This is a genomic window from Azonexus sp., assembly GCF_030824335.1.
GTDB lineage: Bacteria > Pseudomonadota > Gammaproteobacteria > Burkholderiales > Rhodocyclaceae > Azonexus.
Map to the genome: position 1 here is coordinate 13,633 of NZ_JAVBXX010000043.1, position 13,726 is coordinate 27,358.

14 protein-coding genes are annotated in these 13,726 nt (G+C 60.5%); 8 read left to right on the plus strand and 6 right to left on the minus strand.

The features are described 5' to 3' along the window. Positions 1 to 12: 12 nt before the first annotated feature. The 4 genes from RCI20_RS17005 to cysE are packed head-to-tail and all read right to left on the minus strand — an operon-like array spanning position 13 to position 3,763. A complete protein-coding gene (locus RCI20_RS17005) occupies positions 13 to 1,224 on the minus strand; it encodes an IscS subfamily cysteine desulfurase (protein WP_306607659.1) in 1,212 nt (403 codons plus the stop codon). A gap of 45 nt (positions 1,225 to 1,269) precedes the next feature. Beyond that, positions 1,270 to 2,445 (minus strand): cysteine desulfurase family protein, encoded by a 1,176-nt coding sequence (locus RCI20_RS17010; protein WP_306607661.1) that lies wholly within the window; start codon positions 2,443 to 2,445, stop codon positions 1,270 to 1,272. 5 nt (positions 2,446 to 2,450) lie between these two features. Then, a complete protein-coding gene (locus RCI20_RS17015) occupies positions 2,451 to 2,954 on the minus strand; it encodes an Rrf2 family transcriptional regulator (protein ID WP_306607663.1) in 504 nt (167 codons plus the stop codon). Positions 2,955 to 3,013: 59 nt separating this feature from the next. Beyond that, positions 3,014 to 3,763, minus strand: coding sequence for a serine O-acetyltransferase (gene cysE, locus RCI20_RS17020; RefSeq protein WP_306607665.1), 750 nt, complete (start codon positions 3,761 to 3,763; stop codon positions 3,014 to 3,016). Between the two features lie 160 nt (positions 3,764 to 3,923). On the opposite strand from cysE, the gene RCI20_RS17025 reads away from it, so the two are divergent. The 4 genes from RCI20_RS17025 to RCI20_RS17040 are packed head-to-tail and all read left to right on the plus strand — an operon-like array spanning position 3,924 to position 6,814. Then, on the plus strand, positions 3,924 to 4,202 hold the full coding sequence (locus tag RCI20_RS17025; protein ID WP_306607668.1) for a DnaJ domain-containing protein: 279 nt from the start codon (positions 3,924 to 3,926) through the stop codon (positions 4,200 to 4,202). Continuing rightward, positions 4,199 to 4,735 (plus strand): hypothetical protein, encoded by a 537-nt coding sequence (locus RCI20_RS17030; RefSeq protein WP_306607670.1) that lies wholly within the window; start codon positions 4,199 to 4,201, stop codon positions 4,733 to 4,735. Before RCI20_RS17025 ends, RCI20_RS17030 begins: the two co-directional genes overlap by 4 nt. A 50-nt stretch (positions 4,736 to 4,785) precedes the next feature. Further along, a complete protein-coding gene (locus RCI20_RS17035) occupies positions 4,786 to 5,559 on the plus strand; it encodes a hypothetical protein (protein WP_306607672.1) in 774 nt (257 codons plus the stop codon). Between the two features lie 13 nt (positions 5,560 to 5,572). After that, complete coding sequence (locus tag RCI20_RS17040) at positions 5,573 to 6,814, plus strand: hypothetical protein (protein ID WP_306607674.1); 1,242 nt, start codon at positions 5,573 to 5,575, stop codon at positions 6,812 to 6,814. Here RCI20_RS17040 and RCI20_RS17045 read toward each other — a convergent pair. Further along, positions 6,811 to 8,259 carry a PLP-dependent aminotransferase family protein gene (locus RCI20_RS17045; RefSeq protein ID WP_306607676.1) on the minus strand — a complete coding sequence of 483 codons (1,449 nt, stop codon included), beginning with the start codon at positions 8,257 to 8,259 and terminating at the stop codon, positions 6,811 to 6,813. The two genes, RCI20_RS17040 and RCI20_RS17045, sit on opposite strands and share 4 nt — an antisense overlap. An 83-nt stretch (positions 8,260 to 8,342) precedes the next feature. Here RCI20_RS17045 and RCI20_RS17050 point away from each other — a divergent pair, with 83 nt between their 5' ends. The 4 genes from RCI20_RS17050 (at position 8,343) to RCI20_RS17065 (ending at position 12,527) form a co-directional block, all read left to right on the plus strand. Next, on the plus strand, positions 8,343 to 9,005 hold the full coding sequence (locus RCI20_RS17050) for a pyridoxamine 5'-phosphate oxidase family protein (RefSeq protein ID WP_306607678.1): 663 nt from the start codon (positions 8,343 to 8,345) through the stop codon (positions 9,003 to 9,005). A 102-nt stretch (positions 9,006 to 9,107) separates the two neighbouring features. After that, the gene (locus RCI20_RS17055; protein WP_306607680.1) at positions 9,108 to 10,217 is read left to right on the plus strand and encodes a methyl-accepting chemotaxis protein; all 1,110 of its coding nucleotides are present in this window, start codon (positions 9,108 to 9,110) and stop codon (positions 10,215 to 10,217) included. 27 nt (positions 10,218 to 10,244) lie between these two features. After that, a complete protein-coding gene (locus RCI20_RS17060; protein WP_306607682.1) occupies positions 10,245 to 11,411 on the plus strand; it encodes a CBS domain-containing protein in 1,167 nt (388 codons plus the stop codon). Between the two features lie 222 nt (positions 11,412 to 11,633). Next, on the plus strand, positions 11,634 to 12,527 hold the full coding sequence (locus tag RCI20_RS17065; protein ID WP_306607684.1) for a DUF808 family protein: 894 nt from the start codon (positions 11,634 to 11,636) through the stop codon (positions 12,525 to 12,527). A gap of 119 nt (positions 12,528 to 12,646) precedes the next feature. On the opposite strand, the gene RCI20_RS17070 is transcribed toward RCI20_RS17065, so the two are convergent. Further along, on the minus strand, positions 12,647 to 13,711 hold the full coding sequence (locus RCI20_RS17070) for a GSU2403 family nucleotidyltransferase fold protein (protein ID WP_306607686.1): 1,065 nt from the start codon (positions 13,709 to 13,711) through the stop codon (positions 12,647 to 12,649). Positions 13,712 to 13,726 lie beyond the last annotated feature (15 nt).

Sequence of the window (13,726 nt, forward strand, 5' to 3'; positions counted from 1 at the left end):
GCAGTTTCTTGCTTAGTGAGCAGCCCACTGCACCGTACTCAGATCGATGCCGTCCTTGTACATTTCCCACAGCGGCGAAAGGTCACGTAATTTGCCAACTTTCTCATGCAACAACTTGATTGCATAGTCAATTTCTTCTTCTGTCGTGAATCGACCGATACTGAAACGAATCGAGCTGTGCGCCAGTTCGTCGTCACGGCCCAACGCGCGCAGCACGTAGGACGGTTCCAGGCTGGCCGAGGTACAGGCGGAGCCGGACGAAACCGCCAGATCCTTGATCGCCATGATCATCGACTCGCCTTCGACGTAGGCAAAACTGATATTCAGGTTGTGTGCCACGCGCTGCGTCAGGTCGCCATTGACGAAGGTCGCCTCGATATCCTGCAGGCCCTTCAACAGCTTGTCGCGCAGTTTGCCGACACGGAGGTTTTCTGCAGCCATTTCTTCTTTGGCCAGGCGGAAGCATTCGCCCATGCCGACGATCTGATGCGTCGGCAAGGTACCGGAACGGAAACCCCGCTCATGACCGCCACCGTGCATCTGGGCTTCCAGACGAATACGCGGTTTGCGCCGCACATACAGCGCGCCGATACCTTTCGGACCGTAGGTCTTGTGGGCGCAGAAGCTCATCAGGTCGACCTTCAGCTTGCTCAGGTCGATCTCGACCTTGCCGGTCGCTTGCGCGGCATCGACGTGGAAGATCACGCCCTTCTCGCGGCAGATTTCGCCCAGTTCGGCAATCGGCTGAATGACGCCGACTTCGTTATTGACATACATCACCGAAGCCAGCACGGTATCCGGGCGGATCGCCGCCTTGAACACTTCCAGATCGAGCAGGCCGTCTTCCTTGACGTCGAGATAAGTCGCCTCAAAACCCTGGCGCTCCATTTCGCGCACCGTATCGAGCACGGCTTTGTGCTCGGTCTTCACGGTGATGATGTGCTTGCCCTTGGTGCCGGCGTAGAAATTGGCGGCGCCCTTGATGGCGAGATTGTTGGATTCGGTCGCCCCGGAGGTCCAGACGATTTCCTTCGGATCGGCATTGACCAGTGCCGCTACCTGCTCGCGGGCTTCCTCGACGGCCGCATCGGCCACCCAGCCGAAGCTGTGCGAACGCGAAGCCGGATTGCCGAAATGCTCGCACAGGTACGGAATCATTTTTTCGGCGACCCGTGGGTCGACCGGAGTAGTTGCCGAGTAGTCCAGGTAGATGGGGAGTTTCATCGTCATTCTCGCTAAAGTCGGGTTGTTCAAACGGGCTTGGTCGACCTAATGGGCAACTACGGCCGTCAGTCCCTGCAGGCGTCCGACTGTAATCTGCAGGGCGTTGATGAATTGATCGATCTCATGTTCCATATTGCTCGCGCCCAAACTGACGCGTACTGCACCGCGGGCAATTTCCGGCGCCACGCCCATTGCCCGCAACACATGCGATGGCTCCGGGTTGGCACTGGAACAAGCGGCCCCGCTGGCCACGGCAAAACCTTCGCGGTCCAGCTTGCCGACCAGCGTTTCACCGTCGATATCGGGAAAGGCGAAATAGCTGGTATTAGGCAAACGAAGGGCGTCGACCGCAAAAATCCGTGCACCAAGTGCGGTCAACCCGCTTTCCAGGCGGTTTTTCAACATTTGCATACGCTGCGGAAGTTCGGCAACGCGTTGCGCCGCAAGTTCCGCAGCCACACCGAATCCGACGATGGCCGGCACATTTTCCGTACCCGAACGCAAACCACGCTCATGGCCGCCACCGGCAATCTGCGGCTGCAATTCAATGCGCTTGTCGAGCACCAGCGCTGCCGCGCCCTTCGGCCCGTTGATCTTGTGCGCCGAAACCGTCAGCGCATGCACACCGGCCGCGTTCAACACCCGAAAATCCACCGGCAACTTGCCGAAAGCCTGCACCACATCGCTGTGGAACCAGGCGCCGCTAGTCCGTGCTGCAGCCGCCAGCGCGGCGATATCCTGCACCACACCGGTTTCGTTGTTGGCCAGCATGACGGACAGCAATTTCGGTTTTTCCCGCAGCAGTTCGGCGTACTCAGCGGTTTTTACCTGCCCGGCGGCGTCGACCGCAATTTCCCGCACTGCCCAGCCCTGCCGCGCCAATTGCGCTGCCGGTTTGAGCACACAGGGATGTTCGATGGCGCTGTGCGCAAGCAGTCCCGGTTTCAGACTGGCTGCCGCGCCCTTGATGAACAGGTTGTTGGCCTCGCTGCCGCCGCTGGTGAACAACACCTCGGTCGGGTGCGCGCCGAGCGCTGCCGCCACTTTCTGCCGCGCTTCGTCCAATGCTAGCCTTGCCCGCCGCCCATATTCGTGGCGGCTCGACGCATTGCCGCACAGGCTGTTCAGCCAGGGCAGCATGGCCGCCAGCACCGCAGGATCGAGCGGTGTGGTGGCGTTATGGTCGAGATAGACCGGTTGAAAAAGCGGCTGAACCATCATGCGTCTCAGGCGACTGCAGCAATCTTTTCGCGAACAGCGCGGCGCGGATGCGGGCCGAGCGGTCGCTTGACCTCGACAATCGACTCGCCTCGCGTCACCGCTTTGGCCTTTTCTCGGTCCACCAGCTCGGCCAGCGTGACCGATGCCAGGTAATCGAACATTTTGGCGTTCAGCGTAGACCACAGTTCATGGGTCATGCAGCGGTGTTCATCCTGACAATTTTCCTGGCCACCGCATTGCGTGGCATCGAGCTGCTCATCGACGGCGCGGATGATATCGGCCACCGTCAGTTGAGCTAGCGGCTTGGCAATACAGTAACCGCCCCCCGGGCCACGCACCGAATCGACGAGCTTGTAGCGGCGCAGTTTGCCGAACAACTGCTCAAGATAGGACAGGGAAATACTCTGTCGCTCGGCAACGCCCGCCAGGGCCACGGGACCATCATCGCCACGCAGGGCAAGATCCATCATGGCCGTTACGGCAAAACGTCCTTTGGTAGTCAAACGCATTTCGGTCTCCCGATCAAATAACCTAGTATTGCGGTCAACTATACGCAAACCAGACAAAATCAGTCAACTATTTTGCTCAGATATTTCGCATCGAAATCGTCGGCCGGTTGCACTTCCTGATCGCACTTGACGCCCTGTGCTTCCAGCTCCTTGAGCAAGGATGCCAGGCGACGGTCGGTTTCCGCTGCATGGTCGAGCAGGCCATGAATTGCCTTGGCCAGCGGATCGTCCTGATCGCGGCCGACGGCATAGGCGGAAAAGCCCAGCTTCTCAGCCTGCACTTCGCGTTCGCGGCTCTGCGGATCCAGCACACGGGCCGGATTGCCGACCGCGGTCGCCCCGGCCGGCAATGCCTTGGTCACCACGGCATTCGAGCCGACCTTGGCCCCCGCCGCGATGACGATGGGACCGAGCACCTTGGCACCGGCACCGATCACCACGCCGTTTTCCAGCGTCGGATGGCGTTTGCCCTTGTTCCACGACGTACCGCCCAGCGTCACCCCGTGGTACAGCGTCACGTCGTCATGGATTTCGGCCGTCTCGCCGATCACCACACCCATGCCGTGGTCGATGAAAAACCGCCGGCCGATGGTGGCGCCGGGATGAATCTCGATACCGGTCAGAAAACGGGAAACATGGGCGGTGAAACGGGCCAGCCAGCGCAGCCGGTGCCCCCACAACCAATGCGCGATGCGATGCAGGATCAGCGCATGAATGCCCGGATAACAGGTGAGCACCTCCCAGAACGAACGAGCCGCCGGATCACGATCAAAAACTGCTCGGATATCCTCACGCAAGTGCCGGAACATGGGGGAAATCTCCCTATTGAAAGGGGGTGAATTCTAAAATACTCGACTGAATTTGTCAGCTATTAATCGGGCTATTTGCCATGCTGCCTCTCCCTGTCGCCCGATTGTTAAGCGATAATTCCGCTTTGCTACCGCGTACCTGACCACTGACAAAGGCGCCATGAAAGATTATTACGGATTGCTGGGCGTATCGCCGGATGCCGCAGCGGACATCATCAAGTCCGCCTATCGCAAGAAAGCCGCCCAGTATCACCCCGACCGCAACCCGGCAGCCGATGCCGCCGCCAAGTTCCGGGAAGTCCAGGAAGCCTACGAAGTGCTGGCCGACACCGATCGCCGCAAGGCCTACGATGAAACCCGGCGCAGCAGTCTGATCGACGATCCGCAAGCCCAGGCCCGGGAAATCTGGTCCGACTATTTAGCAAGGATCCAACAATGAACAAATCTTATTATTTCGCCGAACTCGCCGCCTCCTACGATGCCGAGATTCAAGACCTGCTGACCGACTCGGAAGGCAAGGCGGCACTGAAAGCCCGGCTGAAGGAAAAACGCCAGGAACTGGACGCCATCCTGCCGATGATGGAATTCGCCCCGGAAATGGTTGTGCCGGTGTTCTACGACGGCTTTTCCTTCCCCAATCCGAAAGCCTTGGCAGCCATCGTACAAAGCGAACCGGACGATGGCGACTTCCCTGATTGGGAAAGCTTTTCCGCACTGGTCACGCTGCAGGACTGGGCCAAACCGTATGTCGAAAGCGTGCTGGCCGAAAGTGCCGGCGAGGCTTTCATGGTGACGGCGGCCTGCCTGGAATATTTGCGCCAGTTCGATAGCGCAGCCCAGACATCCGGCGGCGAAGATCGTGACGAAGACAGCGACAAGGAAGACGGTGACGACGATGAGGGCGAACTCGATCTGGCAGAAGCCGGCGACGACTGGCTGGGCCAGCAAGGCTTCGACTCGCTGAAATCCTGACTTTGCGCCCGAATCCGCATTCACTCCCGATTGATTGAACAAGGTATTACATGACCCATCCCGTCGTACTCAAAACCTCACAACTCATCCTCGCCGGTGATATCCAGGGCGCCGAAACGGCATTGGCGACGATTGCCGACACCGATGGCGACCAGGCCCTGGTCGAAGTGCTCGATCACGTTGCGCCGAAGGATCTGCTCGCCGTGATGCGCGGTTTCGATGGCTCCCGTCAGTCCGTGGTCAACATGCTGGTCACGCCGGAACAGTTCGCCCGCGCCGTGGTGCTGGAAACGCGTTACCGCGACGAAACGCACGCCGCGCTGCACGGCATGATGAACGCCGTGCTCTACCGCGACGAAGACATGACTGCCGAGTACCTCGAAGCCATTGGCGAAATCGAGGGTGGCTACGAAGTGCTGACCAATTATTTTGCCGAGCGCGACGACGAACTGCTGGATTTCGCCATGACCGGCGTCTTTTCGGAAGATCATCGCAGCGACGGCTGGCATGAGTCCAAATCGATCTCCTGGCTGAACGAAAAGATCGACGAAATCGACGAGGCGCTGCACGAAGGCAATTCGATCACCAGCTCCCGCCCCAAGGTATCGCGCTCGGAAATTTCCGACCGTGACTGGGCGGAAACCGCCTGGGTGCTGCGCTACGAACTGCCGGATATTTTCGAACAAGTCGTCATCACGCTGCGCGACCGCCTGTTGCAGCGCATGGAAGCGCTGGAAGATACGGAAGTGCAAGCGGGCAAACCGGCAAAATCTGGCACCAGCGCAGGCACCGCGGCGAGCGGCGACGAGGAATCGGCACTTTAAGGGGATGCATCAAGTGAACAATGCCGTTGCCATCGTCGATGATCGCCCTTTTTTCGAGAAGGCGCTCCGCTACGGGCTTGCCCAGGGCATTCTGACGCCGGAAAAAATCCGCCAGATGGAAGCCGATGCGCCCAAAGGGATTGTGCAGATCGCCGATCATTTCGGCACGGCCTACTTGCGGACCGATCTGGAAACCGCTGTGACGCGCCTGGTCAACCTGATCAGCCTGTATCTGGAAGATTTCTCGAACGGCGATTTGCGTGTCGCCGCCATGTCGCTGCGTGACAACACCCTGCTCTCGCATTCGCGCGGCGGTTCCGAAATGCTCAAGCGCCTGCACGCCATGCCCGGCGAGACCAGCCTGCATACCCGCAGCGCCGACCCGGCAGGGCAAAAACTGTTCGTCAACGAACGCAGTTTCGCTTTTCCGCTGTCGCTGGGCAGCTACCGGGCGCAAGTCGCGGAATGCCAGGCCAACCAGTTGCAGATCGATTTTGCCCACTGGCTGGCCCGCCGTTTGAATGCCAAGCCAAACGACTACGATGACTACAGCGCACCGGAAGTAATCCGCTCGGCCATGCTGGTCCTCCATGCCGATGTTAAAGCCCAGGAATTGCCGTCGAAGACCCAGTTCGTCAAACTGGTCGAAACGCTGCGCAAAAAATCCTTCAAGCCACAAGCCGCCGTACTCGACAGCTTTCTGCGCGATGCGCCCGAAGCCTTTGCCAGCATGACCCGGCAAGCCATGCAGACCTTCGTCGAGCAGGCCTTGCCGCGCCTCAAGGCAAAAGACAAATCGGCCGACGAAATCCTGCATGGCGAAGCCCAGGGCGCCTATTTCGTCCGCGACACGCCGGAAGACGACGTAGTCGCCTACGACAAGCTGGTTGCCAAGGAATGGGTGCGCATCACCAAAGGCGATGCCGATGACCCTGCCGTACTGGCGACGATCTTCCTGTGCGTGGCCACCGGCCATCCGGCCAAGGCCAGCGCCCTGCTCAAAGACGCCAAAAGCATCATCGCCACCTTCCGCCGCCAGGGCTTCGACAGCAAGGCCGTGCTGGCCTTCATCGACGAGCATGCCCCGTTCGAGCAACGCGAAGACCTCAAGGCGCTGTGGACCGAAGATTTGCAACCTGATGCGGAAACCCATCTGGCCGACAACGACCCACAGATGCCGGACAGCCACATGGATAGAGCCCTGCAGTACTTCAAGCAAAACTGCGCGGCAAGCTGGAAGGGCAGCAGCCGCTAAATCCCGCGTACCGCGCGGGCCAGTCGCTCGACCAGCGCCGGGATGTGCGCTGCGTCTGCCATGCCGTAGCCGAGCACCAGCCCGTTGTCACCGCCGCCATCGGGAAAATACCGGCTCAAGGCACGCACGGCGATGCCCTGCCCGGCAGCGGCCTCGACAATGTGTTCATCCGGCGGCGCATCCGGCAAATACAACGTCAAATGCAGGCCCGCCTGGCCGCCGGTGATTTTTACTGCCGGGCCGAAATGGCTGTGCAGCGCCTCGCGCAAGACCTGTTGCCGGGTGCGATAAACCCCGGCCATCTCGCGCACGTGCCGGGTCAGGCGGCCGCTATCGAGAAACTGCGCCAGCGCCCGTTGTTCAACGGCCTGGCCGCCGCGATACAAGCTGGCCAGCGCCTCGCCAAAGGCCGGCACGGCCCAGCGCGGCACCACCAGATAAGCGATGCGCAATCCGGGATAGAGCAGTTTGCTGAACGTCCCGGTATAAATCACCGGCGCATCCGGGTGCAGTCCCTGCATCGCCGGCAACGGCCGGCTGCCCGCTCTGGCATGGTTGAACTCGCTGTCGTAATCATCCTCGATCAGCCAGTGCTCGCCGGGCGACAGGCGATTCAGGAAATCCAGCCGGCGTGCCAGACTCAGCACGCTACCCGTCGGATATTGATGCGCTGGCGTCAGATAGATCAGCCGGGGCGGACAGCTTTGCCAGAGCGCCGGAGCGGGTGCCATGCCGTCGTGGTCGACGGCAACATGCTGGACGCGCAAGCCGGCGGCCAGCATGGCGTTGCGTGCGGTCTGGTAGCACGGCTGCTCCAGCCAGACGAGATCGCCGGGATCGGCCAGCAAGCGGGCGCAGGCATCCAGCGCCACTTGCCCGCCGGGCACGATAAAGACCTGTTCCGGCGTGCAATTGACACCGCGCCGGGCGGCCAGAAATGACGCTACCGAACGGCGCAGGGCCGGTTCGCCACCCGTTGGCGCATAAGCCAGATGACGGGCGCTGACCATGCGCCAGGCAGCTTGCAGGCAACGCGCCCAGGCCTGCCACGGAAAAGCATTCAGATCGGCGACGCCGGGCGCAAACGGCAACAAGGCTTCGCCAATATGCGCGGCACCCAGTTGCCCGGCCCGACGCGACAAAACACCGTGCTCGGGAAACGCCGGCAGCGCCTTGCTCGCCGCTAGCGGCAGGCTGGCCACCCTTGTCCCGCCGCGATCTGCCGTCAGAAAGCCTTCGGCAATCAGTTGCTGGTAGGCATAGAGCACCCCGTTACGTGCCATCCGGAAATCGCCGGCCAGTTGCCGAGACCCCGGCAAACGCATACCGGCCGGCAGACGCCCCGACAGGATCGCCGTCTTGAGCAGGCACGACAGTTGTTGCTGGCGTGCTTCGCCTGTCGGCAAGGGCAAAAGCAGGTCGGCGAGGATGAGATCGAGCGACATCTGGCTCCATATTTCGTGATCAAACTGGCTCCATGAATAGTGCCATATCGCCTTTATGCTGGCCGTACTTTCCAGGAGAAAACATGAACACCAGCGCCCCCAGCCCACGCACTCAAATTCATCGCAAGCCGCAGCGCGGCCATTACGATGCCGCGAGCATTCACGGCATCATCGACAGCGCCCTGATCTGCCAGATCGCCTTCAACGAAGGCGGCAGCGTGCATTGTCTACCCACCGCCTGCTGGCGTGTCGGCAACGCACTATACGTACACGGCGCCAACAATTCCCGGCTGACGCAAACCCTGCTCGACAGCGAATGCGCCGTCTGCATCGCCCATGTCGACGGCCTCGTACTGGCCCGTTCAGCCTTTCACCACTCGATGAATTTTCGCTCCGTGGTGGTTTATGGGCGCTTTTCTGCGGTCGACGACCCGAAAGAGAAGAAAAGCATCCTCGCTGCGTTCGTCAACCACGTCAGTCCCGGTCGTTCGACCCAGGTTCGCCCGCCCAATGCTGCCGAACTGGCCGGCACGCGTGTGTTACGCCTGGCCCTCGATGAAGCCGTCGCCAAGATTCGCAACTGGGGCGTCGAGGACGACGCCGACGATCTCGCCCTGCCCGTCTGGGCCGGCGTTGTGCCTATCCATCAGCAGGCAGGCGCACGGCAAGCGGATAGCGCTTGCGACGCCTTGCCAGCACCGGCCCTGCCTGCCTTTTTGCAAGCTGAAAACAGGCTGCCAGGCTGAGTCGACCCAGCAAATCCCGATAATTTGATGCGGGTTAAGGGAGCGCCATGGAATACCATAGTAAATTACTCAACAATTTACTATCACAGACAGGGCAATCCCATGTTCGGCAGCAACACCCGAAAAGCGCTGACCGCCGCTCAGGCAGAAAACAGCAGCTTGCAAGCGCAACTGGCGAGCACTCAGGCGGCTTTGGCGGCAACGCAAGGCCGCCTCGAGCACGCGGAAACCCGCCAGCAGGAACTGTTGGCCCGCCAGTCCATGCTTGAGGGCGTGATCAACAACATCCCCCGCTTCGGTGAATCGCTGGCGGGAATCCGCCTGTCCTTTTCCGGGCTATCCGGTCAGTTGAATGACGAATCGGCCATTGCCCTGACCGCTGCCCGGGAATCGGATGCCAACCGTTCGTCCTTCGAGAAGATAGCCGGCAATCTGAGCGGCATGTTCGAACGCATCAGCGCCGCAGGGGAAAGTGTCGAAGACCTGTCGCGACGGGCCGGCGAAATTGGCGGCATCGTGCTGCTGATCAAGGAAATCGCCGATCAGACCAATCTGTTGGCGCTCAATGCGGCCATCGAGGCAGCCCGCGCTGGCGAAGCCGGCCGCGGTTTCGCTGTCGTCGCCGATGAGGTCGGCAAACTGGCTGAACGAACCACCAAGGCGACGACGGAAATCGGCGGGCTGGTGGCCGGCATCCAGCGGGGAACCGCGCAAGCCAAGACGATCATGGATATCGGCGCCGGCAATGCAGCCAGCCAAAGTGCCGAAAGCGAAGCCGCCATGCACAGCATGCAGCACCTGCTCGACCTGTCGCAACACATGCAGGAAAGCATCGCCTCGTCGTCCCGCCTGGCCAATGCCGAACTGGCCAACATCGAGGAATTGATGCTGAAACTGGAGGTATACAAAGTCCTGCTCGGCTTGTCGGCGCTCAAGGCCGAGGAGTTGCCAGACGAAACCGAATGCCGGCTCGGTCGCTGGTATTACGAAGGCGAAGGCCGGGTGGACTTCTCCCGCCTGCCCGGCTATCGGGAAATGGAAGCGCCGCACAAGGCAGTCCACGATCAGGCCCGACAGGCGGTACAGCGCTACCGCGACGGCGACCTGAACGGTGCGCTGGATGCGCTGAGCCGGATGGAACAAGCCAATCTGACAGTCATGGCGGGCATGGAACGCATGCTGGCCCAAGCCCCCGGACACAGAAGTGCATGATGTAAAAAAGAACATTGCGGATTTACCATGATCGAAAAACTGCGGACGTTTGCCGAACGTTACCTGCTTGCCGACGCCGCCCCCTTGTCGCGCGCCGAGCGCTGGCGCAGCACGATTGCCGCCTTTGCCGGCATCTTGCTGATCGAAGCGATCCTCACCGTGATGCCGGGAGACAGCGCCAGCCGGCAATTGCTGGCACCGCTGGGGGCCAGCTCGGTGATCCTGTTTGCCCTGCCGCACAGCCCGCTCGGCCAACCCTGGCCCAGCGCCGGCGGCCTGGCGCTATCCGCCCTGATCGGCATGCTGTGTCACGTCTGGATTCAGCCGGCCTGGCTGGCCGTTGCGCTGGCCCTGGCCGCATCCGTCTGGCTGATGGCCAGCCTGCGCTGCATTCACCCGCCGGGCGGCGCGATGGCCGTACTGTTCGCCAGCGGCTTCGGCAGTGTAAATACTGCGGTCGACACGATTCTGATCAACATATTGGCCGTCCTTCTTGCCGCCCTCGCCGTCAACGCAGCGATTCCCGGGCGCCGCTGGCCGCAATGCTTTCCGGAAACACCGGGCAATCGCCCCGAACAGCAGCAACAACGCCCGGGCATCAATCACGATGACCTGCAGTACGCGCTGGGCCGGATCGACGGTTTTCTCGACATCACCGAGGACGATTTGATCCAAGTGTACGAGCATGCCCTGAATCACGCCTGCGAACGCCACGAGAAAAGGCTGTGCGGGGAAATCATGACCCGCTCGGTGATCTCGGTGAGTTTCGGCACCTCGCTGAACGATGCCTGGACGCTGCTGCGCCAGCATCACCTCAAAGCCCTGCCCGTCGTCGACCGCGGGCAATTCGTGCTCGGCATGATCAGCGCCGACGATTTTCTGCACCACGTGAATCCGGACAGCAAGCACCCGATTGCCGACAACATTCGCCGCCTGCTGCGCTACGACGCAAGCCAGCACAGCAACAAGCCGGAAGTCGTCGGCCAAATCATGTCGCCGCCCGTCATCGTCGCGAAAATCGACGATCCGATCAGCCGGGTTGCCTACCTGCTATCCGGCCGGAATCATCACTCGGCCGTACCGGTGGTCGATAGCCGAGGAAAGCTGGCCGGAATGCTGGGGCAGACCGACCTGCTGGCGGCCCTTTATCATTTGCACGCGACGACCCTGGCCGCAGAAAAATCCGTTGCTTGAACCGGCCATACCATTTTATTAAGTCACAACATGTAGATATTTTTACCGCCTCGGGTAAAAATCTGTTCTTGACCAAAACAGGCATGTCGCGCTGAAACGCGCGCACGGCGTTGGACCAAACGGGCAAAGAAGGCTCGGGGAGCATCTTCTGGATCGTTTTGAACTTCCGACAATCAACGACGCGTTGAGCTGATTGGCCTCTACGTAACCCCAGGAGTTTTCATGGCAACACCCGCTTTTTTCGCCGTTCTGCGCGATGTTCTCAAACTGGCCTCTGCAGCGGCCGACGATCTGGCCAGCCAGAGCGCCAAGATGGCTGCGGCGGCTGACGACATTGCCGTGCTGACCGGCAAGGCTGCCGTCAAGACAGCCGGCGTCGCCGGGGACGATCTGGCCGTCGGTGCCGGACAAGTGGCCGGCGTGTCGCCCAACCGGGAACTGCCCGCCCTGTGGCGGATTACCAAAGGCAGTGCGCTGAACAAACTTTGGCTGGGCGCCCTGCTCCTCGTCGTCGGCCATTACCTGCCGATGGCAATCACGGTCGCCCTGGTACTCGGTGCCTTCTACCTGGCTTACGAAGGCGGCGAGGCGCTGCTGGAAAAATTGCATCCACCCGCCGAAAACACGGTCGAAGAAGTGCCGCTGACTGAAGATGAAAAGGTCAAGGGGGCGATTCGTACCGACATGGTGCTCAGTTTCGAAATGCTGGTCATCTCGCTGGCCGCCACCGGCGAGGCGCCGATTGAATACAAGATCGGCGTGCTGTTTGCCGTGGGCATATTGATGACTATTGGGGTCTACGGCCTGATTGGCCTGATTATCCGCCTCGACGACATGGGGCTGGCGCTGGCCCGCACGGGAAGCGGTTTCAAGAAAGCCTTCGGCATCAAGCTGGCCAATGGGGCGCCGGTAGTACTCAAGGTGCTTGGCCCGGTCGGCATGGTCGCCATGCTGGCCGTGGCGGGCGGCATCCTGACCCACACCGTCCATGTCGAATATCCCCATTGGACCCTGGGTTTCCTGGGCGATATCGTGGTTGGCACGCTGACCGGCCTGCTGCTGGCCGGCACGCATCACCTGTGGGCCAAGTTGAGGACTGGAATTAGCTCAGATTGAACGAAGCAGCATAAGCGCACGATTTGATATGAGATTCAGGGAGCGGGAATCAACGGCCATAGAAGCCTCCGAAAATCGACGTGAATCAACGGCTGGTAACGCTTCAGATACCGGCCCGTTCAGTCTGTTAGTTTTGCCAGACACACCTCAACGGCACACTTCGCCGGGCTATCGGTAAGCGTGAGGGACTTCCGGATTTTCTCGGCCACCTTGCCGTAACCGTACTCAGGCAGGGCGGCGAGCGCTTCCTGTAACTCGTAATCCCGCCCAATCTCGACCAGCGCTTCGACAAGCGCCATCGCCTGAGTCACGTCTTTCTGCACCTTGGTCTGAAAACCCGCCGCCCGTTCCTGCGCAACGATCAGCTTATGGATCGCAAAGCGTGCCGGGTCAGGGAAGTTTGCCGGGATTGCGTACTGACCAATCAGCAGGCCGCGCACAATCGGGCCTCCCAGCAGGTAGTCCATGTAACGCAAGGGTTCGGCTGCAAACCCAAGATCAGGGAACATGATGGGCGACATGTCGCCCTTGCGCCGGATCGTCGTCAAGAAGTCGATCTTGACCTTCGATTTGCGACTCATGAGCGAAGTCGCCGGGAACTTGATGTTGAGCGATGGCACGGCGAAGAAGGAATCATCGCCGGCTTTAACAACATTCTCGACATTCAGCGTGACATCGCTGACCGGGGTAGCCAGCGCGATTCCATGGGGTCTGGCAAAATCCATGTCCGTCGTTTTGAGGGAACTACCCCAGCGCACGCCCAGCGCATTGCCCAAGGCACCGAACGCATGGGAGCCAACAACCACGATGGCCTTGGAAAACAACCCTGCTCTGGCCAGCCACTCCATTACCCGGAAGTGCGCCAGTTCTACGGACATGCCGCCACTGGACACAAAGGAGCGCGTCGTTGTTTTCAGAGATTCAATGGCGCTTTGAATGTCGCGCTTACGCTCGACCAGGCGTTCGACCAGCACTTTGGTTTCCTCGGTTTCCAGCCCAAGCGCCTTGCGCCGGAACGTGCCATCCGGCAGCTTCACCTGCCAGTAGAGGTAGCGCTTTTCATGGGAAATATTCACATAAGGGCTGCCGACGACGCCATCCTCGAATATCAAGACCTCGTAACTCAAGGCTTCTTCCAGGAGTTGCGCGTAAAGCGTCTGGGTCAGGGCTGTTTGCAATTCCATGGCAGTTCCGAAGTT

Bases quoted from the DNA above. Each gene is read 5' to 3' on its own strand.
- RCI20_RS17035 (WP_306607672.1), top strand. From the start codon at position 4,786: ATGACCCATCCCGTCGTACTCAAAACCTCACAACTCATCCTCGCCGGT.
- RCI20_RS17065 (WP_306607684.1), top strand. From the start codon at position 11,634: ATGGCAACACCCGCTTTTTTCGCCGTTCTGCGCGATGTTCTCAAACTG.
- RCI20_RS17070 (WP_306607686.1), bottom strand. From the start codon at position 13,711: ATGGAATTGCAAACAGCCCTGACCCAGACGCTTTACGCGCAACTCCTG.
- RCI20_RS17055 (WP_306607680.1), top strand. From the start codon at position 9,108: ATGTTCGGCAGCAACACCCGAAAAGCGCTGACCGCCGCTCAGGCAGAA.
- RCI20_RS17005 (WP_306607659.1), bottom strand. From the start codon at position 1,224: ATGAAACTCCCCATCTACCTGGACTACTCGGCAACTACTCCGGTCGAC.
- RCI20_RS17030 (WP_306607670.1), top strand. From the start codon at position 4,199: ATGAACAAATCTTATTATTTCGCCGAACTCGCCGCCTCCTACGATGCC.
- cysE (WP_306607665.1), bottom strand. From the start codon at position 3,763: ATGTTCCGGCACTTGCGTGAGGATATCCGAGCAGTTTTTGATCGTGAT.
- RCI20_RS17060 (WP_306607682.1), top strand. From the start codon at position 10,245: ATGATCGAAAAACTGCGGACGTTTGCCGAACGTTACCTGCTTGCCGAC.
- RCI20_RS17015 (WP_306607663.1), bottom strand. From the start codon at position 2,954: ATGCGTTTGACTACCAAAGGACGTTTTGCCGTAACGGCCATGATGGAT.
- RCI20_RS17025 (WP_306607668.1), top strand. From the start codon at position 3,924: ATGAAAGATTATTACGGATTGCTGGGCGTATCGCCGGATGCCGCAGCG.
- RCI20_RS17050 (WP_306607678.1), top strand. From the start codon at position 8,343: ATGAACACCAGCGCCCCCAGCCCACGCACTCAAATTCATCGCAAGCCG.
- RCI20_RS17045 (WP_306607676.1), bottom strand. From the start codon at position 8,259: ATGTCGCTCGATCTCATCCTCGCCGACCTGCTTTTGCCCTTGCCGACA.
- RCI20_RS17010 (WP_306607661.1), bottom strand. From the start codon at position 2,445: ATGATGGTTCAGCCGCTTTTTCAACCGGTCTATCTCGACCATAACGCC.